General features: G+C 62.4%; 20 protein-coding genes and 1 tRNA gene. 8 read left to right on the forward strand and 13 right to left on the reverse strand.

Annotation, left to right across the window (positions count from 1 at the left end; all coding sequences use genetic code 11):
* Positions 1–3: 3 nt before the first annotated feature.
* Complete coding sequence (locus GBB18_RS08070; RefSeq protein ID WP_151641337.1) at positions 4–2373, forward strand: AAA family ATPase; 2370 nt, start codon at positions 4–6, stop codon at positions 2371–2373.
* A gap of 59 nt (positions 2374–2432) precedes the next feature.
* Here the strand turns inward: GBB18_RS08070 and GBB18_RS08075 are convergent, their stop codons facing one another.
* The 3 genes from GBB18_RS08075 to coaE all read right to left on the reverse strand — a co-directional run bounded on the left by GBB18_RS08075 (position 2433) and on the right by coaE (position 5791).
* The gene (locus GBB18_RS08075) at positions 2433–2876 is read right to left on the reverse strand and encodes a universal stress protein (protein WP_151530266.1); all 444 of its coding nucleotides are present in this window, start codon (positions 2874–2876) and stop codon (positions 2433–2435) included.
* Positions 2877–3078: 202 nt separating this feature from the next.
* The gene (gene uvrB / locus GBB18_RS08080) at positions 3079–5181 is read right to left on the reverse strand and encodes an excinuclease ABC subunit UvrB (RefSeq protein ID WP_151641338.1); all 2103 of its coding nucleotides are present in this window, start codon (positions 5179–5181) and stop codon (positions 3079–3081) included.
* A 10-nt stretch (positions 5182–5191) separates the two neighbouring features.
* Complete coding sequence (gene coaE, locus GBB18_RS08085) at positions 5192–5791, reverse strand: dephospho-CoA kinase (protein WP_151641339.1); 600 nt, start codon at positions 5789–5791, stop codon at positions 5192–5194.
* A 71-nt stretch (positions 5792–5862) separates the two neighbouring features.
* Between coaE and GBB18_RS08090 the strand changes: the two genes are divergently transcribed.
* Positions 5863–6828: an L-lactate dehydrogenase gene (locus GBB18_RS08090; RefSeq protein ID WP_151641340.1), complete on the forward strand. Its 966-nt coding sequence runs from the start codon at positions 5863–5865 to the stop codon at positions 6826–6828.
* A 146-nt stretch (positions 6829–6974) separates the two neighbouring features.
* Here GBB18_RS08090 and GBB18_RS08095 read toward each other — a convergent pair whose 3' ends face one another.
* Entirely contained in the window at positions 6975–9041 is a 2067-nt protein-coding gene (locus tag GBB18_RS08095) for a glucose PTS transporter subunit IIA (RefSeq protein WP_151641341.1), read from the reverse strand.
* 553 nt (positions 9042–9594) lie between these two features.
* Positions 9595–11058, reverse strand: coding sequence for a 30S ribosomal protein S1 (rpsA, locus tag GBB18_RS08100; protein ID WP_151550145.1), 1464 nt, complete (start codon positions 11056–11058; stop codon positions 9595–9597).
* A gap of 224 nt (positions 11059–11282) precedes the next feature.
* Between rpsA and GBB18_RS08105 the strand changes: the two genes are divergently transcribed.
* Positions 11283–12047 carry a class I SAM-dependent methyltransferase gene (locus tag GBB18_RS08105; RefSeq protein WP_151641342.1) on the forward strand — a complete coding sequence of 255 codons (765 nt, stop codon included), beginning with the start codon at positions 11283–11285 and terminating at the stop codon, positions 12045–12047.
* Between the two features lie 50 nt (positions 12048–12097).
* Positions 12098–13006, forward strand: coding sequence for an AEC family transporter (locus GBB18_RS08110; RefSeq protein WP_151550143.1), 909 nt, complete (start codon positions 12098–12100; stop codon positions 13004–13006).
* A gap of 23 nt (positions 13007–13029) precedes the next feature.
* Here the strand turns inward: GBB18_RS08110 and polA are convergent, their stop codons facing one another.
* Together polA and GBB18_RS08120 are read right to left on the reverse strand one after the other, a co-directional pair.
* Positions 13030–15699 (reverse strand): DNA polymerase I, encoded by a 2670-nt coding sequence (gene polA / locus GBB18_RS08115; RefSeq protein WP_151641343.1) that lies wholly within the window; start codon positions 15697–15699, stop codon positions 13030–13032.
* Positions 15700–15819: 120 nt separating this feature from the next.
* Positions 15820–15893: transfer RNA gene (locus GBB18_RS08120), tRNA-Leu, on the reverse strand.
* Between the two features lie 217 nt (positions 15894–16110).
* Between GBB18_RS08120 and GBB18_RS08125 the strand changes: the two genes are divergently transcribed.
* From GBB18_RS08125 to GBB18_RS08140, 4 genes are all read left to right on the forward strand, one after another.
* Positions 16111–17016 carry a DUF368 domain-containing protein gene (locus tag GBB18_RS08125; RefSeq protein ID WP_151641344.1) on the forward strand — a complete coding sequence of 302 codons (906 nt, stop codon included), beginning with the start codon at positions 16111–16113 and terminating at the stop codon, positions 17014–17016.
* A 108-nt stretch (positions 17017–17124) separates the two neighbouring features.
* Positions 17125–18033, forward strand: coding sequence for an ABC transporter substrate-binding protein (locus GBB18_RS08130; RefSeq protein ID WP_151550140.1), 909 nt, complete (start codon positions 17125–17127; stop codon positions 18031–18033).
* 64 nt (positions 18034–18097) lie between these two features.
* A complete protein-coding gene (locus GBB18_RS08135) occupies positions 18098–19051 on the forward strand; it encodes an amino acid ABC transporter permease (RefSeq protein WP_151550139.1) in 954 nt (317 codons plus the stop codon).
* Between the two features lie 6 nt (positions 19052–19057).
* Entirely contained in the window at positions 19058–19819 is a 762-nt protein-coding gene (locus GBB18_RS08140; RefSeq protein ID WP_151550138.1) for an amino acid ABC transporter ATP-binding protein, read from the forward strand.
* 42 nt (positions 19820–19861) lie between these two features.
* Here the strand turns inward: GBB18_RS08140 and GBB18_RS08145 are convergent, their stop codons facing one another.
* From GBB18_RS08145 to GBB18_RS08170, 6 genes are all read right to left on the reverse strand, one after another.
* On the reverse strand, positions 19862–20605 hold the full coding sequence (locus GBB18_RS08145) for a sulfite exporter TauE/SafE family protein (RefSeq protein ID WP_151641345.1): 744 nt from the start codon (positions 20603–20605) through the stop codon (positions 19862–19864).
* A gap of 107 nt (positions 20606–20712) precedes the next feature.
* A complete protein-coding gene (gene coaD, locus GBB18_RS08150; protein WP_151550136.1) occupies positions 20713–21201 on the reverse strand; it encodes a pantetheine-phosphate adenylyltransferase in 489 nt (162 codons plus the stop codon).
* A gap of 15 nt (positions 21202–21216) precedes the next feature.
* On the reverse strand, positions 21217–21852 hold the full coding sequence (locus GBB18_RS08155) for an RsmD family RNA methyltransferase (RefSeq protein WP_151641346.1): 636 nt from the start codon (positions 21850–21852) through the stop codon (positions 21217–21219).
* A 7-nt stretch (positions 21853–21859) separates the two neighbouring features.
* Positions 21860–22108 carry a biotin/lipoyl-containing protein gene (locus GBB18_RS08160; protein ID WP_151641347.1) on the reverse strand — a complete coding sequence of 83 codons (249 nt, stop codon included), beginning with the start codon at positions 22106–22108 and terminating at the stop codon, positions 21860–21862.
* A 19-nt stretch (positions 22109–22127) separates the two neighbouring features.
* Entirely contained in the window at positions 22128–24299 is a 2172-nt protein-coding gene (locus GBB18_RS08165) for an ATP-dependent DNA helicase RecG (protein ID WP_151641348.1), read from the reverse strand.
* 3 nt (positions 24300–24302) lie between these two features.
* Entirely contained in the window at positions 24303–25889 is a 1587-nt protein-coding gene (locus GBB18_RS08170; protein WP_151641349.1) for a DAK2 domain-containing protein, read from the reverse strand.
* Positions 25890–25896 lie beyond the last annotated feature (7 nt).

The raw sequence follows: 25896 nt of genomic DNA on the forward strand, positions 1-25896 counted from the left end.
CTCTTGCCGCATAGTCCGCACGGCCCTCTCCCCGACTCCGACGCTGCCCGCGACGCCGCGACAACTGATGCGATCGCCACCGAGCAGCGCTATGTGGATGGTCTTTTCGATCATCTCGACGAGGACATTCGGGCTGCCCGCGAGCGGCTAGCGGCCGTGTCGCTGCGCCCCGAGGGAGTGGACCCGGACACAGATGATCTCATTCGCCGCGAAGCCGAGTACCACAGCCTGAATGAGAAGCTGGATCGTGCCGCGCTTGCCCAACTCGGTTTAGTTTTTGGCCGTATTGACGTCGATGATGCCGACCCCGACGATCCCATTGAGCTCGATGGGCAGCGCGTGGATCGTCGATATATCGGGCGTATGGGAGTCCAAGATGCCGCCGATAATTATCGCTCTTTGCTTCTCGATTGGCGCGCCCCCATGGCACGCCCCTTCTATCTGGCCACCACCGTCAACCCGGCGGGGGTGCACCGTCGCCGCCATATCCGCACCCGCGGGCGTACCGTCACAGCAGTCGATGAGGAACGGCTTGTGGGCCAGTCCCCTGCCACATCCGATGGAGACGCTCCCGCCGATATCGCTGGTGAGGCCGCTTTGGCGCAGGCGCTCAATGCTGCCCGCTCCGGCCACATGAACACCATCGTGGAAACGATCCAGCGGGAACAAGACACCATCATCCGCGATAACAACCGCGGCGTGATGGTGGTCGATGGCGGCCCCGGCACCGGCAAGACAGCAGTGGCGCTACACCGTGTGGCCTATCTGCTCTATACCTGGCGCGCACAACTGGCCAAAACCGGCGTGCTCATTGTGGGGCCGAATCGTCGCTTCCTGGACTACATTTCGCGGGTGCTGCCAGAGCTCGGCGAAACTGGCGTGGTTCTCTCCACCATTGGAGAGCTCTATCCTTCGGTCACGCCCACCGGCCAAGACACCCTCCTGGCCAAGGAGATCAAGGGCTCCTCGGAGATGGCCTATATTCTGCGCGAGGCGGTCAAGGCATATCAGCAAGTGCCCGCTGAGGAGATTTCTCTCACCGTGGATGGGGTGTCGCTGCGTATCAGCCCGGCCATGGTGAAAAAGGCGCGCACTCGCGCCCGACGCTCGCGCAAGCCGCATAACCGCGCCCAGCCAATTTTTGCCGATAGGCTGCTCGAGTTGCTGGCCGAGCACATGGCCGAGGTGATCGGCGCTGATCCCCTGGGACAGGAGAATTTGCTTTCTGCCGCGGATATCGCCCAATTGCACGATGATCTCAGTGAAGAGGCACAGGTCCTCGAGATCATCGACACTCTCTGGCCGCGGCTGAGCCCTCAACAGGTGCTCGCGGAACTCACCTGCGACCACGATCGTCTCACCGATGTGGCCGCCGACTATGACGAAGCCACCATCGAAGGATTGTTCCGGCCAGGCTATGATCCGGACACGCTCGACGATGCGGTGATCGCGTGGACCCCAGCCGATGCCGCACTCCTCGACGAGCTCTCGCTGATCATCGGCATCGACAACCCCGAAGAGTCGGCAGAGCAGGCCGAGCAGCGGTGGCGGCAACAAATTGACGACGCCCAAGATGCGCTGGATATTCTCATCGGCTCCGCCAACTCGGACTTGGACGATGAGTTCGATGCCGAGGTGCTCTCCGCCCACGACGTGGTCGATGCCGAGACTCTCGCGCAGCGGCAGCAGGTGCGCGATAATCGCTCCACGGCGGAAAAGGCCCGTGCTGATCACACGTGGGCCTTTGGCCACGTGGTGGTGGACGAAGCCCAGGAGCTCTCCGAGATGGAGTGGCGGATGGTGTTTCGCCGGGTGCCGAGCCGGTGGATGACCATTGTGGGCGATACCGCCCAAACTGGCTCCCCCGCTGGCGCGGATAGCTGGGGAGAGACCTTCGCCGAGTTCGTCGGCTCGCGGGTACGCCACCACGAATTGACCGTGAATTACCGTACTCCGGCGACGATCATGGAGCTGGCGCAGACACTCTTGCCGCTCATCGCCCCAGAGCAACAGCCCGCACAGTCGGTGCGCGATGTCGATGATGCAGTCACGCAGCTTCCCAAGGAGGCCTCTGTGCGCCGCATTGTGAAAGCACTCAAGGAGGAACATCCGGAGCGGATGGTGGCCGTCGTCGCCGCCCCGGAGGTTCTCGACACGCGCGCCGACCTGCAGGATATGGATGAGGCCCGCAGCGTCGATGAGGTCAAGGGATTAGAGTTTGACCACGTTATCGTGGTCGAGCCGGAGGCCATCGCAGCGGGGTCGGCACGGGGGCTGAACGATCTTTATGTGGCGTTGAGTCGCGCTACCCAGACGGTGACGGTCGTGGGCGCGAGCATCGCAGACGTTGCTGCCGCCTATGCAGAGCTCTGATGCGTAGTAGCACAAAGCACCCGCCCTTTTCGGGCGGGTGCTTTTCAGTGGTATAGCGCTTAGCTGACGGTGTGAACGATCATCACATCGCAGTCAGACTGGCGGGCCACATCGGCGGGCACGGAGCCCAGCAGGCGGCCGGTGAGGGAGTTGATGCCGCGGTTGCCGACGATGAGCAGATCTGCCTTGTACTCGTTAACGATGCCCATCAGTGCCTGCACCGGGGTGCCGGCCTTCAGCGCGGTCTCGATCTTGGTGGCACCGACCTTCTTGGCCACCTCGGCGGCGCTGTCGAGGTTCTTCTGTGCCGGGTCATTACCGAGAACGGTGACGGAGTCCTGGCGGAGCGTCTTGGAGGCTTCTTCCGTGCTCTCGTAGTAGGCGGAACCGATGACCAAGGTGGCGTCGAACGCCGCGGCAATGGAGGCAGCACGCTCGACGGCCAGTAGCGAAGACTTGGAGCCGTCGGTACCCACGACGATGGTCTGGTAGTTTTCGTTCATCGACAAAGAACCCCTTTAACACATACCTAGGTTGTATTTGCTGTTGGACTTTAGGTTACCACCGACGCGTCCGCCTCGGCCCCAAGGTGAGCGTCGTTGTGCCGCTCGCCGGGACGGTGCAGAGAAGAAAGGGCGGCGTCGATAAGCGGCGCAGCACTTGGGCGCAGCGCATAGCCGCAGCATCGAACCACAACACCGGGTATTAGATGCCGGCCTCGGTGATACCACGCAGTTCTTTCTTCAAATCGCGGATCTCATCGCGCAAACGGCCCGCCAGCTCGAATTTGAGTTCCTTGGCTGCGGCAGACATCTCCGCGGTGAGCGAGTCAATGAGCCTGCGCAGCTCCTCTTGCGGCATGGAGGAGATATCGCGTTTATCCACCAGCGCGGCATCGGCGGCCGCATCGGGGCGCGCCTCCCCCTCTTCGGCATTGTCATAGACCTGGTCAAGGATGTCGGCGATTTTCTTGCGCAGCGGCTGGGGGTCGATGCCGTGTTCGCGGTTATAAGCGAGTTGCTTCTCGCGGCGCCGCTCGGTTTCGTCGATCGCGGCCGCCATGGATTCGGTCACCTTATCGGCATACATGTGCACCTCGCCGGAGACGTTGCGGGCGGCGCGGCCGATGGTCTGGATCAGCGAGGTGGTCGAGCGCAAGAAGCCTTCCTTGTCCGCGTCGAGGATCGCCACCAGCGACACCTCCGGCAGATCCAGCCCCTCGCGCAAGAGGTTGATGCCGACCAATACGTCATAGGTGCCGGTGCGCAGTTGGCGCAGCAGCTCCACGCGTTGCAGCGTATCGATATCGGAGTGCAGATAGCGCACCCGCACCCCATTTTCCAGCAGGTAATCGGTGAGGTCCTCGGCCATCTTTTTGGTCAGGGTGGTCACCAACACGCGCTCGTTTTTCTCGGTGCGCAGGCGAATCTCGTGGATGAGATCGTCGATCTGGCCTTCGGTCGGTTTCACCACCACCTTCGGATCCACCAGCCCAGTGGGGCGAATAATCTGCTCCACGAACTCGCCGCCGGTAGCGGCAAGCTCATAGGGGCCGGGGGTAGCGGACATGTAGACGCATTGGCCCTTGCGGGCGTCGAATTCATCCCAGGTGAGCGGGCGGTTATCCAGCGCCGAGGGCAGGCGGAAACCGAAGTCCACGAGGTTACGCTTGCGCGACATATCGCCTTCGAACATGCCGCCGATCTGGGGCACGGTCACGTGGGACTCGTCGATGATGGTGAGGAAGTCTTCGGGGAAATAGTCGATGAGGGTGGCCGGAGCCGAGCCTGCGGGCCGCCCATCGACGTGCCGAGAATAGTTCTCGATGCCGGAGCAAAAGCCCACCTGCTGGATCATCTCGAGATCATATTCCGTGCGCATCCGCAGCCGCTGCGCTTCGAGCAGTTTGCCGCGATTCTCTAGGTCATCGAGGCGCTCTGCCAGCTCGGCCTTGATGTCTTCTACCGCTTTGGCCATGCGTTCCTCGCTGGCCACATAGTGGGTGGCGGGGAAAATGCGCAGCTCTTCTACCTGGCGGATCGGATCGCCGGTGACGGGGTGAATGTAGTAAAGGGAATCAATCTCATCGCCAAAGAACTCCACCCGCACCGCGAGCTCCTCATAGGCGGGGATGATATCCACCACATCGCCCTTGACGCGGAACGCGCCGCGCACAAAGGCCACGTCGTTGCGATCGTATTGTATGTCTACCAGCAGCCGCAGGAAGCGATCCCGCTCCACTTCTTCGCCCACGCGCAGCACCACCGAGCGATCCAGATAGGATTGCGGGGTTCCAAGACCATAAATGCAGGAGACGGAACTGACCACCACAACGTCGCGCCGCGAAAGCAGCGCCGAGGTGGCGGAGTGGCGCAGGCGCTCCACATCGTCATTGATGGAGGAGTCCTTTTCGATATAGGTATCGGTCTGCGCCACATAGGCTTCCGGCTGGTAGTAGTCGTAGTAGGAGACGAAGTATTCCACCGCGTTATTCGGCAAAAGCTGCCGCAGCTCATTGGCCAGCTGGGCAGCAAGCGTCTTATTCGGCGCCATCACCAAAGTGGGGCGCTGCACCTGCTCGATCAACCACGCCGCCGTGGCCGATTTACCGGTACCGGTAGCGCCCATGAGCACCACGTCCCGCTCGTTGTTATTGATACGAGCAGTGAGTTCCTCGATCGCCCGCGGCTGGTCGCCGGCCGGTTGATACTCCGAGATCACCTCGAATTTTCCGTTCGAGCGTTCTACCTCGCCTACGGGACGAAACTCGGACTCGGACAACACTGGGTGCTCTGCTGCAAAAGCCATAGCCTCGAGACTACCCGCCAGTGTTGACCCGCTCCCATAGCTGCTCAACCTGGGCGGCCAACTCGTCTATTGTCCCGGAATTATCCAGCACCACATCCGCCGCCGCGCAGCGCTCCTGCTCCCCCATCTGCCGCGCAATACGATGACGCGCATCCCGTTCATCCAGTCCTCGCTTATCGACGAGACGCTGCAGGCGCAGCTCCTCCGGGGCGGAGACCACCGCGGTGATGTCCACCGCGCGATCGAGTCCGAGTTCGATGAGCAGCGCCGAATCGTGCACGATGACCTCTGCTCCACTCTCCGCTGCTTCGGCGAAGAGCTCGCGGGTGCGCTCGGCGATGCGCGGGTGGGTGATTGCGTTGAGGCGCTCGGTTCGCTTTTCATCCACGAAGGCTCGCTGCGCGAGAACTCTTCTGCGTAGTACCCCAGAATCGTCGAGAATATCCTCGCCAAACTCGGCTGCGAGTTCCGCGAGTGCCGGCTGTCCGGGTTCGACGATCTCTCGTGCGATGAGGTCTGCGTCGATAATGAATGCCCCCTTGTCCTTGAGGATCGCCGTCGCTGTGGACTTCCCAGAGCCGATGCCGCCTGTGATGCCAATGATCGTCATGGTGTCTCAGTCTACGGGCGTAAGCTTGAGCCGGTACATACTACGGTCGAGAGAAAGACGAGGTCACACATATGGTGTCGCCACACAAGCTCGTGGTGATCGGAGTCGGGCACGTGGGAAGCTATGTGCTCGCTGACGCGATGAAGATGGGGCTCTTCGGCGAGGTCGTCACGATCGACATCGCCGAGGGGGTGGCCCACGGCGAGGCCCTAGATCAGCATCACGCTACCGCCCTGAGTTCCATGACATCCACAGCGGTGCGCGCTGGAGACTATAGCGACTGCGCCGACGCGGATGTCATTATCTGCGCCGCCGGCCCCTCCATCATTCCTTCCGCGGAGAACAGCACTCCTGATCGTGCCGAGCTTGCCGCCATTAACGCAGCAGTGATCCGCGACGTGATGAAACAGGTGGTGGACTACACCCGCGATGCGGTGGTCATCATGATCACCAATCCCTTGGACACCACCCTTTACGTTGCGGAAAATGAATTCGACTACCCCGCCGGAAGAATCTTCGGTACCGGCACCATGCTTGACTCTGCGCGACTACGCAGAATAGTTGCGGACAAGCTCGGGGTGTCCCCGCTGAGCGTCAGCGGCTACATGATGGGTGAGCACGGCCTGTCCGCTTTTCCCGTGCTCTCGCATCTGAGCGTGGGCGGATTGTCCGTCGCCGAGCTGGAGCAGACCTTTACTGGGGTGCATCTCGATCCGGAGCGTCTCGCCGAGGACACCGTCCAGGCCGCCTACGAGGTATTAAACTCCAAGGGCTGGACCAATGCCGGTGTGGCGCAGTCCGCGGTACTCATGGCGCGGCACGTCTTGCTCGATGAAAAGGTGATCGTGCCGGCCTGCACCACCGCCCGTGGCGAGTATGGTTTCGATGGCGATGTGGCGTTCTCCATGCCCACCCTGCTGGGTCGCGGCGGCGCCGAGCGACGCTTCGCTGTCTCGCTCAACGATTGGGAAGAGGCCGCATTGGAGCGCTCGGTGGCGGCGATTCGCACCGCCATCACCGCCGCCCAGGCCACCTAGGACTTGCCCCACGAGGGGCGTGTCCTCCCCCCCCCATCCAGACACAATCAAGGGGCGCTGCGTGATCGCAGCGCCCCTTGATTGTGTGCTCATCGCTGCCCGCTAGGCGGGCTGAGGCGAGAGGAGCGAAGCTTTAAGCCTGAGGCTTATTTATCTTCCACGTCGAGGAAGATGGTGCCGTGGGTAATGGTGCCATAATCGGCAACGACGTTGATAGCGCCCTGCTTCTTGTGGTTGGTCACCAGCACCGGGGTGATCGGCGAGTAGCCGGCGGCCTCGATAGCGGCGCGGTCAAACTTCAGCAGCGGGGTGCCAGCCTCGACCACATCGCCCTTGTTTACGAGAACCTCAAAGCCCTCGCCATTCATATTCACGGTGTCTAGGCCCACGTGGATGAGCATCTGCAGCCCATTGTCCAGCTTCAGGCCCACGGCGTGACCGGTGGGGAAGGTCATAACGACCTTGCCGTCGCCCGGGGCGTATACGGTGTCGCCGGACGGATCGATGGACGCACCCTTGCCTACAGCACCCATGGCGAAAGCCTCATCGGGAGTGTCGGCCAGCGGCACCAGCGTGCCGTCCAAGGGAGCCTCGACCTTCTTCTCGGTCTTAACTGCGGTGGCGGTGCCAGCAGCAGCTGCACCAGCGGCAGGAGCGGCGGCAGCCGGAGCGGTCTCCGCTGCACCAGCGGTCGGAGCGGAGGCCTCGGCGGACTCATCGGCCTCGTCCTCGGCGATGCGGGCGCGCACCTCATCCTTTTCTTCCTTAGACCGGTAGTCGAAGAAGACCACGAGGAAGAAGGAGGTGAAGAAGGCGACAGCCAAACCGATGGCGTAACCCAAGGTGGGGGTCATGGCCGGGATGGTCAGCAGCGAGGTGAACACGAAGGCCTGAGCCTTAATGCCGAACAGGCCCATCACGATACCGCCGGCGAAACAGCCAGGAAGTAGTCGCAGGTAGGTCTTCTTGAAGCGCAGCACGATGCCGTACAGGCTGGGCTCGGAGATACCACCAAGCAGGCCGGCGGCAAGACCACCGGTGGCAACCTGACGCATCTGGCGGTTGCGCTCACGCACAGAGACCACCAGCACACCAGCGACGAGGCCGAAGCAGGCGAAGTTCCATGCGCCCATGGGGCCCTGGATGACGTCGAAGCCGAAGGTGGCAATGTTCTGCAGCATGACGGCGTTGAGCGGCCAGTGCAGCCCCAGCGGCACTAGGAAGGGGTACAGCAGCGGGATGATGATAGCGAGGATGAACGGCGAGAACTCGTAGGTGTTCATGAACAGTCGAGCGATGCCGTCACCGATGAAGATACCGAAGGGGCCCACCACGAAGGCGGTCAGCGGAATCATGACCAACAGGGAGACGAAGGGCACAAACACCATTTGCACGGCTTCGGGAATGACCTTCTTCAGGCCCTTCTCCACCCAGAACAGGCCGATAGCGGCCAGCAACGGCGGGAAGACTTGTCCACCGTAGTTGTTGAGCACCAAGGTCAGGCCGGCGACATCGATCTTGTAGATATCGATGCCCTCGGTCGCACCTTGCTCCACGACGGTGTGGATATTGTCCTTCAGTCCGATGAACTCGGGAGTGAGCAAGGCGGCTGGAATTGCGGCGCCCACCCATTCGTTTGCGCCGAGCTTCTTCGCTGCGGAGGCACCCACCATGATCGGCAGGAAGTAGAATACCGAGCGCCACATAGCGTGCATGAGCACATAGACGCCGGACTGCTCCGTCAGCGGTTCATCGAATGCCTGGATGCCTGCGGTGTCGAGCAGCACCAAGATGGTGATGATCAGCGAGGCGCCAAGCAGGGCCCACAGGATGGGCCGGAAGGTATCGGAGAGGAATTCAAAGGCGAAGTCCACCCAGCCGAACTTGCCGCGAACACCGGAGTACTCCTTCTTCGCGGACTTCTTGGAGGCGCCGCCTTCGCCGCCGGCGATGTGTTCCATGCCGGGCAGCTTGACAATGTCGTTGTAGTAGTTAGCTACGCCGCCACCCATGATCACTTGCAGACCATTGGATCCCTGCGGCACAACGCCCATCACTTCGGGAATATTGTCGAGAGCGTCTTGATCCGCCAATGAGCGGTCGCCTAGTTGCATACGCAGGCGAGTAGCACAGTGCGTAAACGAATCAATGTTTTCAGGTCCGCCGAGATTGGCCAGTATGGCCTCAGCGGCTGACGCATTCTTAGTCGCCATTGCGTCTACCTTTCGTAGAGAGTTTGTGAGAAAAGACTTAGGCCCACCCTACTTGGTAATCCGAAAAAGACTCGCGCCGCAGTTCGTCGCACCAGGAGCATCAGTGGGCATATATGAGCCACCGATAGAAATTGTGGGTTTCTGTCCGTTTTGCCACTATCGTGTGTGGCATCACGATAATTATAGGACACAAATCCACTCACACCTAGCGCCAGTACTATGCCGTAGATCACATTTGCTTAGTACGCCCTAATGACAATGAGAATAATAAACACGCAGTTAAAACGCCCTAGTGCTGGTTTTCACGGCTCCCACCGCCCGGTACTGCGCCGTCTCTCATGCCACAGCAATGCCCTGTGTACGGGTGTTTTATTAATGTCCGAATCAACATTTTTATCCACATCGACCCCACACGAAGTCACACTCCTTGGGTGTGCTACGGGGCTGTAGAAAAAGTGCACACTCTCCTGCGTAGTGACACAAAAAAGTGCCCTACCCCTGGGGGTAGGGCACTTCTTCTCAGTGACGCGTGCAGCGGTCACCGAGTGGAGGCTTAGTTGCCTTCCAGCTTCTCCTTCAGGGCAGCGAGCTGCTCGTCGGAAGCGAGGGAACCACCGGTGGTGGCTGCGGCCTCGGCTACGCCAGCGTCAGCGCTGGAGTAGTTGGAAGCTGCACCCTGCTGCTCGCCGGCCTCGGCAGCAGCCTCGGCTGCGGCGCGGTGACGCTCGATCTGCTGGGTGTGCAGCTGGAAGCGACGCTCGGACTCTGCGTAGCGAGCCTCCCATTCCTGGCGCTGCTCGTCGAAGCCCTCGAGCCACTCGTTGGTCTCCGGGTCGAAGCCCTCCGGGAAGATGTAGTTGCCGTTCTCGTCGTAGGAGTCGGCCATACCGTACTTGGAGGGATCGAACTCCTCGGAGTAGTCGTCGTCAGCCTGCTTCAGGGACAGGGAGATGCGGCGACGCTCGAGGTCGATGTCGATGACCTTGACCATGAGGTCTTCGCCAACGTTGACAACCTGATCCGGCACCTCGACGTGGCGCTGAGCCAGCTCGGAGATGTGGACGAGGCCCTCGATGCCCTCTTCGACGCGCACGAATGCACCGAAGGGAACCAGCTTGGTGACCTTGCCGGGCACGATCTGGCCCACAGCGTGGGTGCGGGCGAAAACGCGCCACGGATCTTCCTGGGTGGCCTTCAGGGACAGGGACACGCGCTCGCGGTCGAGATCGACGTCGAGAACCTCAACGGTGACCTCGTCGCCCACGGTGACAACCTCAGACGGGTGGTCGATGTGCTTCCAGGACAGCTCGGAAACGTGAACCAGGCCGTCGACACCGCCGAGATCGACGAAGGCGCCGAAGTTGACGATGGAGGAGACGACACCCTTGCGCACCTGACCCTTTTGGAGCTGGTGCAGGAACTCGGAGCGAAGCTCGGACTGGGACTGCTCGAGCCATGCGCGGCGGGACAGGACCACGTTGTTGCGGTTCTTGTCCAGCTCGATGATCTTGGCCTCGATCTCCTGGCCGATGTACGGCTCGAGATCGCGGACGCGACGCATCTCAACGAGGGATGCGGGCAGGAAGCCGCGCAGCCCGATGTCAAGGATCAGGCCACCCTTGACAACCTCGATAACGGTACCGGTGACGGGCTCGTCGTTGGCCTGGAGCTGCTCGATGGCGCTCCATGCACGCTCGTACTGAGCGCGCTTCTTGGACAGGATCAGACGGCCTTCCTTGTCCTCCTTGGTGAGAACAAGTGCGTCGATCTCGTCTCCGACCTCGACAACCTCTTCCGGATCGACATCGTGCTTGATAGACAGCTCACGAGAGGGGATAACGCCCTCGGTCTTGTATCCGATGTCGAGCAGAACCTCGTCGCGATCGACCTTGACCACGGTTCCCTCAACGATGTCACCATCGTTGAAGTACTTGATGGTGGCGTCGACGGCTGCGAGGAAGTCCTCAGCGGAGCCGATATCGTTGACGGCTACCTGAGGGGTGTTGTTGGTGGGCATATGTTAGTTGCTCCGAAAAATGTTGAAATAGGAATCTCGAATGGACAGGAAACGTATCTCTTGACGAGTAGATCGTGCGCCCTATTCGACGCTCTGACCAGCTTGTTCAATCTCACGCGCCCCATTTTCAGCCGTCCTATTACACCTGAAAACCGTGGACGCGTTGCGACACGCCTCCAACACTCTACTGCACGTTTTCGCTTCCGGCAAATAGAGTAACCTGCATGAACTCTCGTTTCACACCCGCCACATTTTCCGCAGCGAACCGCTCGTGGTGGGACCACGACGCCGCCAATTATCACGCCCAACATCCCGAGTATCTTTCCTCTTTCTACTGGTGCCCAGAGATGCTGCACGAAGAGCAGGCGCAGCTGTTGGGCGATGTCTCCGACACCACGGTGTTAGAGCTCGGCTGCGGCTCCGCCCCCTGCAGCCGCTGGCTCGCCCAGCGCTTCCCCACCGCCCGCATCATCGGCGTAGATATCTCCGAGCAGATGTTGCAGCACGCAGCTAGTGACGACGCCCCCCTCCACCTGCTCCACGCCGATGCCTTAGCCCTACCCCTGCGCCCTGGCAGCGTGGACACCGTCTTTTCTGTCTTCGGCGCGCTGCCTTTCATCGAGGATCTCTCCGCCGCCTTCGCCGAGGTCTCCCGTGTGCTGCGCCCCGGCGGGCGTTTCGTATTTTCCGTCAATCACCCCATGCGCTGGATTTTCGCCGACGATCCCAGCGCCGAGGGCCTTACGGTGGCGTATTCCTATTTTGACGACGACTATACGGAGGCGGATGATCAGGGCGTGCTTTCTTATGCTGAAGGCCACCACACGGTCTCCGACTACGCTAATGGTCTGGTAGCCGCCGGCCTCAGTATCCGTCACATGATCGAACCGGAGTGGCCAGAGGATCTCGAGACCACCTGGGGGCAATGGTCGCCGCTGCGGGGACGCATCTTCCCAGGCACGCTCATTATTTCCGCGCGCAAAGACTAAGAACGCACTCCCGACCGGCCACCTCCTAGAGAAAGGACCCTCGCGGCGTCATGGGCGGCATCCTCACCAGCTACGGCATCATTCTCGGTCTGATTGCCGTGGGTTTCCTCGTGGGTTCTACACGAGTCATTGCCTCTGAGGAGCAGCGCACAGTACTCGACCGGCTCGCCTTCTATGCCGCGCTGCCTGCCCTTTTGTTCACGGTGTTCGCCCGCTCCGAGCCGCAGCAGATGCTCTCTCCCGTGGTGGTGGCGACCTCGGCGGCGGCGGTGATTACCGCGGGTGCATTCGTCGCTATCGCCTGGGCAGGTGGTTGCCGGCATCGGGCGGATCTGACGATCGGAGCGGCGTCGTCAAGCTATATGAACTCCAATAACATCGGCCTGCCGGTGAGTCTCTACGTGCTCGGTAGCGCGGCCTATGCGGCGCCGGTGGTGTTATTTCAGGTGCTGATCTACGCCCCGATCATTTTGGCGCTGATCGATCGCTCCTCCTCATTATTGGTCGCGGTGCGCCACGCGCTGCTTAGCCCTGTGGTGCTGGGCGCAGCCGCGGGGCTGGTGGTGGCGTGGAGCCATCAGACAGTGCCCGATGTGCTCTTTCGCCCCGTCGAGGTGCTGGGCGGGGCGGCCATTCCGCTGATGCTCATGAGTTTCGGCGCCTCGCTCACCACCGCCACCCCGCTGCGGGATCCGCAGGCGCGGACGCTGACCTTCTGGGCGGTGGGGCTGAAACAGCTGGGCATGCCGCTGGCCGCGCTCGGTGTGGGCATGCTGCTGGGGCTGGATCGCCAGCAGCTCTTTGCGGCCATGATTCTCGCGGCACTACCGACCGCTCAGAATGTGTATAACTACGCATCGAACTATGGCCGCGATACCCGCGTGCCGCGCGATACCGGGCTGATCACCACCTTCACCGCATTACCGGCGATGATGGTGATAGCCGCATTCTTCGGTTAAACGCTGCTGCGTAGTAGCAGCGTCTAGTGCGCAGCGGCATCCCAGTTCACGCCGGCCCCTACGGAGATCTCCAGCGGTACAGACAAGCGCACAGCCTTGTCCATCTCTTCTTGCAGGATCTCCACGACGGTGTCCTTTTCCCCTGGGGCGACCTCCACCACGAGTTCATCGTGCACCTGCAAAAGCAGCCGCGAGCGGAGCTTTTTATCCTGCATCACCTGGTGCACGCGCAGCATGGCGATCTTGATGATGTCAGCGGCTGTGCCCTGGATGGGCGCATTCAGCGCGGCGCGCTCAGCGTTCTCGCGGGCGACACGATTGTTGGAGGTCAGCTCCGGCAGGTAGCGGCGCCGGCCGAAGAGGGTGGCCGTGTAGCTATCATTGCGGGCCTGTGCGACGACGTCGTCGAGATAACGCTTCACCCCGCCGAAGCGCTCGAAGTAGGTGGACATGATCTCTTTGGCCTCCCCGGGTGAGATGTCCAGCTGCTGGGAGAGCCCATAGGCGGAAAGCCCATAGACCAGGCCATAGGACATGGCCTTGACGCGGCGGCGGATTTCTGGGGTGACCTCATCGACGGGGACACCGAACACGCGGGAGCCGACGAAGTTGTGCAGGTCCTCGCCGCGGCGATAGGCCTCGATGAGCCCAGGATCCTCCGATAGATGCGCCATCACGCGCATCTCGATCTGGGAATAGTCGGCGGTGATGAGGCATTCGTGGTCTTGGTCGACTACGAAGGCGGAACGGATATGGCGGCCCACCACGGTGCGCACGGGGATGTTCTGCAGGTTCGGCTCGGTAGAGGACAAACGCCCCGTCGAGGTCACCGTTTGGTTGAAGGTGGTGTGGATGCGCCCATCCGGCTGCACGGACTTGATCAGCCCGTCCAGGGTGGTCTTCATCTTCTGGTATTCGCGATGGGCCAAGAGATGATCGAGGAAAGGATGCGGATGGGTGCGGGCGAGGTTCTCGATTTCCTTGGCTGCAGTGGAATAGCCCGTCTTGGTTTTCTTCGTCTTGGGCATCTCGAGGGTCTCAAACAGCACCACCTGCAGCTGCTTCGGGCTGGAGAGATTCAGGCTCTCGTCGCCGGCGATCTCGCGGGCGGCCTGCACTTCCGCGGCAACGTGCTCGATGAAGGAATCGCGCTGCCGCTCTAAGCTGTCGATATCCACGGCGATACCGGTGTGCTCTACCTCGCCGAGCACGCTCACCAGGGGCAGCTCGAGATCCCGATAGAGCTCGAAGCTGTCGATCTGTTGCAGCTGCGTAGTAAGTTCCTCGGCCAGCTCGATAATCGCCACGCCCTCCGCTGCCAGCAGCTCGGATTGCGCATCGTCGAGCAGGCTCATCTGGCCGCTGTCCTCGGTCTGCTTGAGCTGCCGCTGCAGATGGCGCTGGTAGATATCGTTGAGCGCATAGGTGCGCTGGCCAGGCCGCAGCAGGTAGGCGGCGATAGCCACATCGTGGGCGATGCCGCCCAGGATCAGGCCGCGCCCACGCACCATGTGATAGACGGCCTTGGCGTCGTGCAGCAGCTTGGGGCTGTCCGATTCGAGCCACGCGGCGAGCGCCTGCTCGTCCTCCGGATCCAGCTCGGCCACCTCAGCGATGACCGCGCTGCCCGTCGCGTCCACCAGCGCAATACTCTGCAGATCCCCGCGGCCGGCGGCTGCCGTGCCGCGCGCCGCCAGAGCGAGCGGTTGCTGCCGACGCTCCTGCAGCCACTGCGCCAGCGAGCTGGGCTTATCGACGCTCACCTCTAGGCGCTGCTCCTCTTCTACTACAGCCGCATCGCCATCGCTGGGCAGCGCGCTCAGCACCCGCTCGCGCAGATTCGAGCCGAATTCCAGCTCATCGAAGCGCTCGGCCACATCGGCGGCGTCGGCCGGGCGCAGTTTCAGCTGCTCGGGGGTGATATCGAGAGAGAGGTCGGTGACCATCCCGGTGAGTTCACGGTTGAGCTGCACCTGGTCTAAGCGGGCGCGCAGGTTATCCCCGCGCTTTCCGCCGATATCATCAGCGTGTTCCACCACGCCCTTGAGGCTGCCGTATTTCACGATCCACTGGGCGGCGGTCTTTTCTCCCACCAGCGGAATATTGGGCAGATTATCGGAAGGATCGCCACGCAGGGCCGCGAAGTCGGGATATTGGGTGGGGGTGAGACCGTATTTCTCTTCCACCGCCGCAGGTGTGAAGCGCTTGAGGTCGCTCACGCCCTTCATGGGATAGAGCACCGTGGTCTGCTCGTTCACCAATTGCAGATAGTCGCGGTCGCCGGTGACGAGCAGAATCTCGTAGCCCTCGGGCTCGGCCGCCTTGGTGAGGGTGCCCACGATGTCATCGGCCTCGTAGTTCTCCATCTCCACGGTGACGATATTGCAGGCCTCGAGCACCTGCTTGATAAGCCCCACTTGCCCCTTGAACTCCTCCGGGGTGGCCTCACGCTGGGCCTTGTACTCGGGAAAGAGCTCGGTACGGAAGGTGGTGCGGCCCACATCAAAGGCCACGCCCACGTGGGTGGGCTGCTCCTCTTTCAGCAGAGAGGAGAACATGGACATAAATCCGTACACCGCGTTCGTGTGCTGGCCGCCGGAGGTGGAGAAATTCTCCGTTGGAAGGGCATAGAAAGCGCGAAAGGCCATGGAGTGGCCGTCGATAAGCATCAGGCGTGGCGTCGGATCAGTCATAGTGTCTCAGTGTAGACAGCTCGCGGGATGCCGATGTAGCGCGGTCATGACTAGCCGCGGTGGCCAGAGAAAAAACCAGCGGAGGCCCCCTGAGTGGGTTGCTGCCTCCGCTGGTCACTGTGCCCCAGGTGAGACTCGAACTCACACTGGACGGGTTTTGAATCCGTTGCCTCTGCCAATTGGGCTACTGGGGCGCGAGACATCATTATAGAGCACCCCATGAAGGAAGGATAAATCACCTGCCTAGGGCTTAACTATGGCCGTTCCCACACCTTCGCGGCGGCCACGAGTGTCGTTTCGTTGCGCCCATTGCTGCTGTCGTATAGTCGCTACAGCACAGCACCGCGGCGGCAATGGGCCCGTGCCCCAGCCCCGCAGCCAAGACGAGAAAAGAGAGTCGCTGCACACACCATGAGAATCAATCCTGTCGAAATCCTCAACAATGCCTTCCGCGGTGCACTCATTGCGCTGGCGGAGCTGGTCCCCGGGGTCTCTGGCGGCACGATCGCCCTCGTCGTCGGCGTCTACGAGCGCGCCATCTCCGCCGGTGATGGAATCTTGGCCGCCTGCAAGGCGCTTCTGAGCGACCGCAAAGAGGCCGCGAACCGCTTTAAAAACCTCGACTGGGCGCTGCTCATCCCGCTGGTCGGGGCCATGGCGATCACCATTTTGCTCATGGCTGGGGTGATGGCCAGCTTCGTGGAGAACCAGCCGGAAATCGCCCGTGGCCTCTTCCTCGGCATGGTTGCCGCCTCCATCGTGGTGCCGCTGCGCATGGTGGACGCCGCTGCTCTGCGCCGTAAGCGCATCTCGGCGATCATCGCTTTTACTCTTGCCGCGATCGTCACCTTCATCGCCACCGGTGCCTCCTCGGCGCCGCAGAGCGACCCAGCGCTTCCGGTGTACTTCTTTGCCGCCATGGTCGCGGTGTGCGCCCTCGTTCTGCCCGGCGTCTCCGGTTCCTTCCTGCTACTGGCGCTCGGGCTCTACCAGCCTGTCCTCAACGCGGTGCATGAGCGCGACCTCACGGTCATGGGCGTGTTCTTCCTCGGCGCCGTCACCGGTATCGCCCTGTTTATCAAGCTGCTCAACTACCTGCTCACCGCCCATCGCACCCTCACCCTCATCACCATGAGTGGACTCTTGCTGGGCTCCCTGCGGGCCCTGTGGCCGTGGCAGAATGACGCCGCCGAGGCCATGGCACCGGACGGCAATATGCTCATCGTTTTTGCCTTCACCCTCCTCGGGGTAGTGATCGTTCTCGGCTTGGTATGGATGGAAACATTCACCGCACGCAAGGCTCCCGCCGCCATCTAGACTGCGATCACCGCGCCGCGACGTCGTGAAGCTGCTGCTCACTACGCAGCACACGGCCTCAGGCGCGGTTTTTTCCTGTCTCCACAAGTATGCGCTAGGGTGAATATCATGCATAAGTTTTCAGCGCAGCTTCTTCGTCGCCTCACCGCCGGCATCCTCGCGGTGAGTGTGGCCTGCAGCGCGAGTGCGTGCGTGGTCAATGAAGAAAATGGGCACCCGGAAGGCTGGCAGGACATTCAACCCGAGCCCAATCCGGATGTGGTTGCTCTCGTTCCCCCAGAGATCGCCGAGGCCGGCGTGATCACCATGGCCACCAATCCGCCCTTCGCCCCCGCGGAGTTCAAGGACTCCCACGGCACCATCATCGGTTTCGATATTGACCTCGCGCGTGCCGCGGCCGCCACGATGGGGCTAAAGCTTGACGTTCGCCAGCAGGACTTCAACATGATTCTGCCCGCAATCTCCTCGGGCACTATCGACTTCGGAGCCTCGGGAATGACCGATAACGAGGAACGCCGCCGCAAATACGACTTCGTGGACTATCTCACCGCCGGCATTCAATGGGCCGCGCCGCCGGATAGCGGGGTGGATCCCGATAACGCCTGCGGACTCACGGTGGCAGTGCAGCGCGGCACCGTATCGGAATCGGATGATGTTCCCGCCCGCTCCGAGGCCTGCGTCGCAGCCGGCAAAGAACCGATCACGATACTGGCCTATGATGACTCCGACTCGGCGGCGCTCGCTGCGGTGCTGGGCCGCGCCGATGCCTACTCGGCGGACTCCCCCATCAGCGCCTGGGCGGTGGAACGCTCCGAAGGAAAGATCGAATTGATCGGAGACATCACCGACGCCGCACACTATGGCTGGCCCGTAGACAAGGGCTCTCCCCTCGCCCCGGCCCTCGCCGCCGCCTTGCAATCGCTCATCGATTCCGGCGACTACGAGGCCATCATGACCCAGTGGGGCATCTCCTCCGGGCTGGCCGATAGCGCCGCCATCAATGGCGAGGACATCTAATCCCGTGGGCCGCCGCCTGCCACCTCTTGAACTCTTCGAGCACGCTAGACATTAGGACTATCTCATGACTCATCCCTCCACCGGCGCGAGCTCTGCTGCCGCCGACGCCGCCCCCATCGTGGCCAAGCCGCTGCGCCACCCCGGGCGGTGGGTGTTCGCCGCCATCTTGTTGCTGCTGACCGTGTGGTTCTTTATCTCTGCGGCGCGCAACGAGGCCTATGGCTGGGACACCTACGCCCAGTACATTCTCGATCGCCGCATCGCTATCGCCGCCCTGCATACCCTCGCCATCACCGTGCTCGCGATGATCATTGGTGTGGTGCTTGGCGCCCTCTTAGCGGTCCTGCGCATGTCGCCCAACCCGATTATGCGTGGTGTCTCCTCGATCTATTTGTGGATCTTCCGCGGCACTCCCGTCTACGTGCAGCTGGTGTTCTGGGGGTTGCTGAGCTCGATCTACTCCTCGATCGGGGTGGCGGGCTTTGAGCTCAGTTTGGAAGAAGCCCTGCGTAACACATTTTTCCTCGCCGTGATTGGGCTGGGGCTCAACGAGTCCGCCTATATGGCCGAGATCGTGCGCGCTGGTATTCAATCCGTTCCCGAGGGCCAAACCGAGGCCTCGAAGGCGCTGGGCATGAGCTGGTGGCAAACAATGCGCCGCACCGTGCTCCCCCAGGCGATGCGTATCATCATTCCCCCGACGGGCAATGAGCTGATCTCCATGCTCAAAACCACCTCGCTGGTGGTGGCCATTCCCTACGCCGGGGAGCTCTATGGCCGCGCCACCGACATCGCCAACGCGATCTTCGAACCCGTCCCGCTGCTGCTGGTAGCCGCCACCTGGTATCTGCTGGTCACCTCCGTGCTCATGGTGATCCAGCACTATGTGGAACAGCACTTTGATAAGGGCTCCAGCCGCGAACTCACTGCCCGCCAACTGGCAGCGCTGGCCGACGCCGAGGGCGTTCCGCCGAACAATGTCACCATCAGTCACTCGACCACCCCGAAAAGGAAGTAATTACTCATGACACTCATGGTTGACGCCCAGAAGGTTGTGAAGAACTTCGGGCAGCTGAAGGTTCTCAAAGGCATCGACATGCAGGTGGAGAAAGGCAGTGTCACCTGCCTGATCGGCCCCTCTGGTTCCGGTAAGTCCACCATGCTGCGCTGCCTCAACCACTTGGAGCGCATCACCGCGGGGCGGCTCTACGTCGATGGCGAGCTCATCGGCTACAAGCAGCGCGGCAACACGCTCTATGAAATCTCGGAGAAGGAAGCCGCCCAGCAGCGCGCCGATATCGGCATGGTCTTCCAGAACTTCAACCTCTTCCCCCACCGCACCGCCCTGGAAAACATCATGGAGGCACCCATGGTGGTCAAGGGCGTCTCGGCCGCCGCAGCGAAGAAGCGCGCCCAGCAGCTACTCGAGGAAGTCGGTCTCGGGCACAAAGCCGAGGCCTATCCCCTGCAGCTTTCCGGTGGTCAGCAGCAGCGCGTGGCCATCGCCCGCGCCGTGGCCATGGATCCGAAGCTCATGCTCTTCGACGAGCCCACCTCCGCCCTCGACCCCGAGCTGGTGGGCGAGGTCCTCGGCGTGATGCGCCGCCTCGCCGAACAAGGCATGACCATGGTCGTAGTCACCCACGAGATCAACTTCGCCCGCGAAGTCGCCGATCAAGTGGTGTTCATGGCCGATGGTGTGGTGGTGGAATCCGGCACGCCCGAGCAGGTGATTGATCACCCCACCCAAGAACGCACCAAGGAGTTCCTCTCCTCCATCCTCTAGTCCTGCTACTACGCAGTAGCGTCGGCACGCGACGCGCAGCCCCTATGCGAGGCTGAGCACCCCGCGAATCAGTGCAGACAGTCCACCGGCCGTGGCCAGAATGAGTGCCAGCCGGTGGGCTTTATCGCGCGGAATCAGTGTGGCACAGCGCACCCCGAGATAAATACCGAGCAGCATTGCCACTACTCCCACCGGCCAGATCTGTACCGGGGTGCCCGACACGCTGCCGGCTCCGAGCACGAGCTTCATAATGAGCGAGACCAGGCCGGAGACAATAAAGATCGGCTGCAAGGTGGCGGCATAGCTGCGCTGCTCCCAGCGGCTGGCTGCGGCATAGACGGTGATGGCCGGCCCCGCAACACCCGCGATGGTGTTCATAAAACCGCCCACCACCCCGGAGATCGCGGCGGGCAGCGCGCCGGAAAACTGCGGCACCCAGCGTTTGCCATGGGTCACTACGCACAACGCCACCAACAGCAGCGCCCCGACCAGAATCATCAGCCACGCCGCGGAGACGGCCCGAATCAGTAGCGCCGCAGGTATAGAGCCGAGCACCAAAACCGAGCTGATGATGCTAAACATGCGCCAATCCACCCACTGGCGTACCGTACCGGTGGTGATCGCCGCATTGACCACGGCCAATACATTGAGCACCATGATGCCTTCGATCGGCCCGAGCAATACGCTCAGCACCGGCGCGGCAATCAGCCCCAGCCCCATGCCAGACACGCGCTGCAGCAAAGAACCGAGCACCACAATGAAGAAAACTATGAACGCACTAAGCATTCATTTAACGTAGCGGAGCCGAGCCGTGCGCTCTGCCATGAGGTGCGTGATGCAGGCGCTTATCGACGTCGCCCCGCCGCCACAAGCGCCACAGCCGCCACAGGGACCTACTCTTGGGCGAGTTTCTCCGCCATGGCTGCCGCCACCGGTTGCGGCAGCATGCTGGACACATCGCCGCCATAGCGGGCCACTTCCTTGCACAGCGTGGAGGAGATGTGGCCATAGTGCTGCTCGGTGAGCAGGAAGAAGGTGTCGATGCCGCTGAGCCGTTTATTCATCTGCGCCATGGGCAGCTCGTATTCATAGTCGAGGGAGCTACGCAGCCCCTTGACGATGACGTCGATGCCTTCTTTCTGGGTGTAATCCACCAGCAGTCCCGTCCAGGTGTCCACTCGGACATTGGGCAGATGCGTAGTAGCTTCGTGCACCAACTGGGCGCGCTCCTCGACGCTAAACATGCCCTGCTTGTGTGGGTTGTGGGTGATGAGCACGACCACCTCATCGAAGGTGGCGGCGCTGCGGGTGATGATATCGAGGTGCCCCAAGGTGACTGGGTCGAAGGAGCCGGGGCACACACTGCGGGTGGGGGTGGGCATGGAGGCGTGGTCTTTCTAGGTGGTGCTGGTTACAGCAGGATCTGCCGCATCGGCGCTGGCATCCTCGCTGGCATCGACGGCGCTGGCGTCAAAGACGGCCATGTCCATCCGGGCGATGCCATAGGTGCGCTTTTTCAGTTTCTGCCCAGTCGGGGTGAAACAGGCCGGCCACGCGGTCTCGGGAGAGTCAATATGGCGCTCCACCACCACGGCGGCGCCATCGCGCAGCGTCGGAATGAGGGCGCGCACCATCTCGGCCACGGCCTCATCGGCGAGATCATAGGGCGGGTCGGCGAGCACCATGTCGAAGTAGTCGCGCGGGGCCGAGGCCAGATAGCTGGAGGCGGCGCGCTCCTCGATGTGAATATCGGCGTGCGGGATCAATTCCGCGTTGCGCCGAATCACAGCGGCCGCCGGCGGGTGATTCTCCACGAAGACGGCGCCGCGGGCGCCGCGGGAGACGGCCTCGAGGCCAAGGGCACCGGACCCGGCGAAGAGATCCAGCACCATTTTGTTCTCAAACCCGAAGCGCACCTGGAGGGAGGAGAACAATCCTTCCTTGGCGCGGTCGCTGGTGGGGCGTGTGCCCTTGGCGGGCACCGCGAGCTTTCGGCCGCGAGCCCAGCCGGAGATGATACGAGGGGAACCCATGATGTCGTTAAGCCTCCTTGGTGGCGGGGTCAGATGCGGTGGAGGTGGCGTCGAGAAGCTCGAGTAATTCATCGCCACCGAGACAATCACCGAAATTCTCGATAGCGAGTGCGCCCACTACCCCAGGGCCTGGGGCGTGCACCGCCGTTTCGAGCTTCACGGCCTCGATGATGGCGAGCTCATCACCGGTGCGGACCTGCTGGCCCGGCTCCACCGTGAAACGCACGATGCCAGCAAAGGGGGCGAAAATCTTCATGCCCCACAGCTTAACAACGCTAGGACTTCTCGATGAATTCTTGCGTATCCTCTTCGACCTCACTCGCGAGCTCGCGGGCCCAGTCGGGATCGGTGCGCACATAGTCCATGGCATCGGCATAGGCCTGCTCGATAATGTCCCCATCGTCGATCAAGCTCAAAAGCTTGACTCTCCGGTGTCCGCCGGACTGGTCGGTGCCGAGTACATCGCCTTCTTGGCGGGTGCGTAGATCCAGCTCTGCGAGCGCAAAACCATCAGTGGTCTCTGCGACGCGACGCAGACGTTCAGCGGAGGGACTCTCGGCAGGCTGCGCGGTATGGAACAGGCACAGCGCAGCGTAAGCGCCACGGCCGACGCGACCGCGCAGCTGGTGCAGCTGGGAAACACCGAATCTATCGGCTTCACGCACATACATCACCGTGGCATTGGGCACGTCGATACCCACCTCGATAACTGTGGTGGAGACCAGCACATCGATACCGCCGGCGGCGAAGTCGCGCATCACATGATCCTTGGTGGCCGACTCCATCTTTCCGTGCAGCATGCCCACCTCGAGTTCGGGGAAGATCTGCGTCGCGAGCTGCTCGTGCATCTCATAGACCCCGCCCTCGCCGTCGATGCGCGGACACACCACGAAGCATTGCCGGCCTTGCTGCGCCTCCTCGCGGATACGCTCCCACGCCCGGTTCACCCAGGCGGGCTTGGACTCGGGCACCACCGAGGAGGTGATCGGGCGGCGACCGCCTGGGAGTTCCCGCAGCATGGAGATCGCGAGATCGCCGAAGCTCGTCATGGCGATGGTGCGTGGGATAGGCGTGGCCGTCATCACCAGCATGTGCGCCTGCAGGCCATCGCCGCGGGCCAGCCGCAACTTATCGCGTTGCTCCACACCGAAACGATGCTGCTCATCAACCACCACGAGCCCAAGATCGAAGAACTCCACGCCTTCTTGAAGAAGCGCATGCGTGCCGACCACAATATCGGCCTCGCCCGAGACGATATCGAGCAGCGCCTGGCGCTTGCTGGCCGTCGGCGCCGACCCAGTAAGACAGGTGATGTGGACCCCGCCTACCCCGCCCATGCCGGCCGCATCCAGCAGCGCCTGCAAAGAGCGGGTGTGCTGCACCGCCAGTACCTCCGTGGGGGCGAGCAAGACCGCCTGGCGGCCGGCATCGACCACCTGCAGCATGCCGAGCAGGGCCAGCACTGTTTTACCGGAGCCCACCTCGCCGAGCAGCAACCTACTCATCGGCTGGGTGCGGCCGAGATCCTCGCTGATCTCGCGGTGAACCGCACGCTGGCCGGAGGTGAGACTAAAGGGGAGGCGAGCCACAAGCTGGGCGGCGCGCGACCCAGCGGCATCGGCGGCGCCGGCGCTATCTGCGGCAGGACAACTCGGGGCTACTTTCTCCGCATTGTCCACGGTGCGTAGTGCCATCACCAGCGCTAGGGTGAGCGCCTCGTTGTATTTCAGCCGCTGGATGAACGGCAGCGGCCCCCGGCTATCGGGTTGGTGAATTCCGCGCAGGGCCGCATCGAGGCTGGGCAGCCCGTGGGGGGCAGGCTCGCCGAGGGGATCGGGGATGTGCTCAAGTGCGCCCAGCACGCGATCGACAGCGGCCATGAACCGCCACGAGGTGACGCCTTTGCGCATGGGATAGACCGGTAGGTAGTCCATGGTGGCGAAAAGCTGCTGGATGGCCTCGCCATCGCCATAGGATTTCAAGTCATTCATGTTGCTCACCGGCACCTCGCCGGAGTCCGGGTCCGGCAGCGTGTGGAAGCTGGGATGGCTCAGCTGCGGCCGGCCGCGGTAATACTTCACTTTGCCGGTGAATATCGCGCGGGTGCCCACCTCGAGTGTGCGGTCGAGCCAGTGGGAGTTAAAGAAGCTGATACCGATGAGTGTGCGCCCATCGGAGACGGTGATGCGGGTCAGCCGCTTCGGCTTTTTCCCCTGCTCGGATGCTAGGTAGCGGGAATTGGCCTGCACCACGGTGCCGACGCAGGTCACCACATCGCCTTCTTCCACCGATTCCGCCAGCACATCCGAGCCATAGCGCGACCATGCGCGCGGATAATGCTCCAGCAGATCGGTGACGGTATAAAGCCCCAGTTTCTCCCGAATGACGCGGGCTTCTTTCGCCGGCAGCAGCGTAGATAAGCGCCGCTCGTCCTTCCAGCCCAGCACGGTCTATTCCACCCCGATCTCCGCTGCGTAGTTCATCCCCCGCGCCGGATAGACGCTGAGCTCAATATCGCGCTGCGCCAGTACCTCCTCCTGCAGCAGCGCACTCAGCTGCTCTACCCCACTGGCATCACTGAGCAGCACGGTCACGAGTTCGGACTCCGGCCGCAGCAGCCGCTCGCAGGCTGCAGCCACCGCCTCATCCAGGGTGCTGGCGCAGGCGAGTTCCTCGCTTGTCGACGCCGCCCCCGAGCCACTATGCGCCACGTACTGGTTCTGCTCTGCACTGATATAGCTGGTACGCATCGCGGAGGCGGCCTCGGACATCGCATAGCAGTCCACCACGAGCGGTTGGCGGGGATCGTGCACGGCGATAGCCGCCAGCCCCGCCACCAGCTGGCTGGTGGACACCAATTGGATAAACACCCCGCTGGCGTGGGCGGCTAGTTCGGTAGAGACCAATTCCCGCTTGGAGAGCATCCCATTGGGCAGCACCGAGACTTCTTTCGCGCCGACTGTAGAGATGGCCTCGCCGATCTTTTTCACCGTGTCCTCCCCCGCGCTCGCTGGCGCCACCACGGTGGCCCCAGACGCCTCGTAGAGCTCCGCGAGTTCCCCGTGCGGGCACAGGGCGATGATGATGCGCCGCTGCTGATTCACGCGAGCAGATTCTGGCTCCGGCTCGGGCAGGGCCTCGAGATGCAGCTGGGAGACCTCGCCGGCATAGCTATAGGCGGTCTCGATGACGGTGCCGGGCTGCTCGGAGTGAATGTGTATCCGGCCCTGATAGTCCCCGGCGCGGGCGAGCACCAAGCTATCGCCGAGCGGCTGCAGGGCGGTGTAGAGCTCGTCAATGTCCTCGCCCTCGTAGTAGAACATCACCTCGAGGTAGGTACTACTACGCATCTGCGTAGCAGTGCCGCGGTGCGGAGTGATGGCGGAGAGATCCCGCACCGGCACCGTGGGGTCGATCTGTTGGGCGAGCGTCTCGAGTAGCACCACGAGCCCGGCTCCCCCAGCGTCGACAACCCCCGCCTCGCGGAGGACATCGAGCTGCGAGGGGGTGGCATCGAGGGCTCGCTGGGCGGCGGCGGTGGCAGCCAGCACGACCTCTGCCAGATCATTCGAGCCGGTGGCGTCGGCGGCCACGGCGGCCGCCCGCAGCACGGTCAGTACTGTTCCTTCTACCGGCTCGTTGATGGCCTCATTGACCATGGCCAGCGCCGTGTTGAGGGAGGTGCGCACCATGGTGCCGTCAATGCCGCCCCCGGCGGCGGCCAATGCCACCGCTCGGAGCACTTGGCTGAGTACCATTCCGGAGTTTCCCCGCGCCCCGCGCACGGAACCCTGGGCGAGGGCAGTGGCGACGTCGTTGACGTCGAGTGGCTGCGGGGCGGCGTCGATAAGCGTCTCGAGATGCGCCAGTGCAGCTTCCATCGTGTGCGCCATATTGGAGCCGGTGTCCGAGTCCGGCACGGGGAACACGTTCAGCGCATTGATCTCCGCCCGGCGCGCCGCGAGCTGCGTGGCGGCGGCGCGTGCCCACGAGTGGAGTTCTTTGGGGCCGAGCGTGGTGGGGGCTGCTGAAGTCATAGTGACA

The organism is Corynebacterium sp. 11A (assembly GCF_008930935.1).
Lineage (GTDB): Bacteria > Actinomycetota > Actinomycetes > Mycobacteriales > Mycobacteriaceae > Corynebacterium > Corynebacterium megadyptis.

Bases quoted from the DNA above. Each gene is read 5' to 3' on its own strand.
- GBB18_RS08075 (WP_151530266.1), bottom strand. From the start codon at position 2,876: ATGAACGAAAACTACCAGACCATCGTCGTGGGTACCGACGGCTCCAAG.
- uvrB (WP_151641338.1), bottom strand. From the start codon at position 5,181: ATGGCTTTTGCAGCAGAGCACCCAGTGTTGTCCGAGTCCGAGTTTCGT.
- coaE (WP_151641339.1), bottom strand. From the start codon at position 5,791: ATGACGATCATTGGCATCACAGGCGGCATCGGCTCTGGGAAGTCCACA.
- GBB18_RS08090 (WP_151641340.1), top strand. From the start codon at position 5,863: ATGGTGTCGCCACACAAGCTCGTGGTGATCGGAGTCGGGCACGTGGGA.
- GBB18_RS08095 (WP_151641341.1), bottom strand. From the start codon at position 9,041: ATGGCGACTAAGAATGCGTCAGCCGCTGAGGCCATACTGGCCAATCTC.
- rpsA (WP_151550145.1), bottom strand. From the start codon at position 11,058: ATGCCCACCAACAACACCCCTCAGGTAGCCGTCAACGATATCGGCTCC.
- GBB18_RS08105 (WP_151641342.1), top strand. From the start codon at position 11,283: ATGAACTCTCGTTTCACACCCGCCACATTTTCCGCAGCGAACCGCTCG.
- GBB18_RS08110 (WP_151550143.1), top strand. From the start codon at position 12,098: ATGGGCGGCATCCTCACCAGCTACGGCATCATTCTCGGTCTGATTGCC.
- polA (WP_151641343.1), bottom strand. From the start codon at position 15,699: ATGACTGATCCGACGCCACGCCTGATGCTTATCGACGGCCACTCCATG.
- GBB18_RS08125 (WP_151641344.1), top strand. From the start codon at position 16,111: ATGAGAATCAATCCTGTCGAAATCCTCAACAATGCCTTCCGCGGTGCA.
- GBB18_RS08130 (WP_151550140.1), top strand. From the start codon at position 17,125: ATGCATAAGTTTTCAGCGCAGCTTCTTCGTCGCCTCACCGCCGGCATC.
- GBB18_RS08135 (WP_151550139.1), top strand. From the start codon at position 18,098: ATGACTCATCCCTCCACCGGCGCGAGCTCTGCTGCCGCCGACGCCGCC.
- GBB18_RS08140 (WP_151550138.1), top strand. From the start codon at position 19,058: ATGACACTCATGGTTGACGCCCAGAAGGTTGTGAAGAACTTCGGGCAG.
- GBB18_RS08145 (WP_151641345.1), bottom strand. From the start codon at position 20,605: ATGCTTAGTGCGTTCATAGTTTTCTTCATTGTGGTGCTCGGTTCTTTG.
- coaD (WP_151550136.1), bottom strand. From the start codon at position 21,201: ATGCCCACCCCCACCCGCAGTGTGTGCCCCGGCTCCTTCGACCCAGTC.
- GBB18_RS08155 (WP_151641346.1), bottom strand. From the start codon at position 21,852: ATGGGTTCCCCTCGTATCATCTCCGGCTGGGCTCGCGGCCGAAAGCTC.
- GBB18_RS08160 (WP_151641347.1), bottom strand. From the start codon at position 22,108: ATGAAGATTTTCGCCCCCTTTGCTGGCATCGTGCGTTTCACGGTGGAG.
- GBB18_RS08170 (WP_151641349.1), bottom strand. From the start codon at position 25,889: ATGACTTCAGCAGCCCCCACCACGCTCGGCCCCAAAGAACTCCACTCG.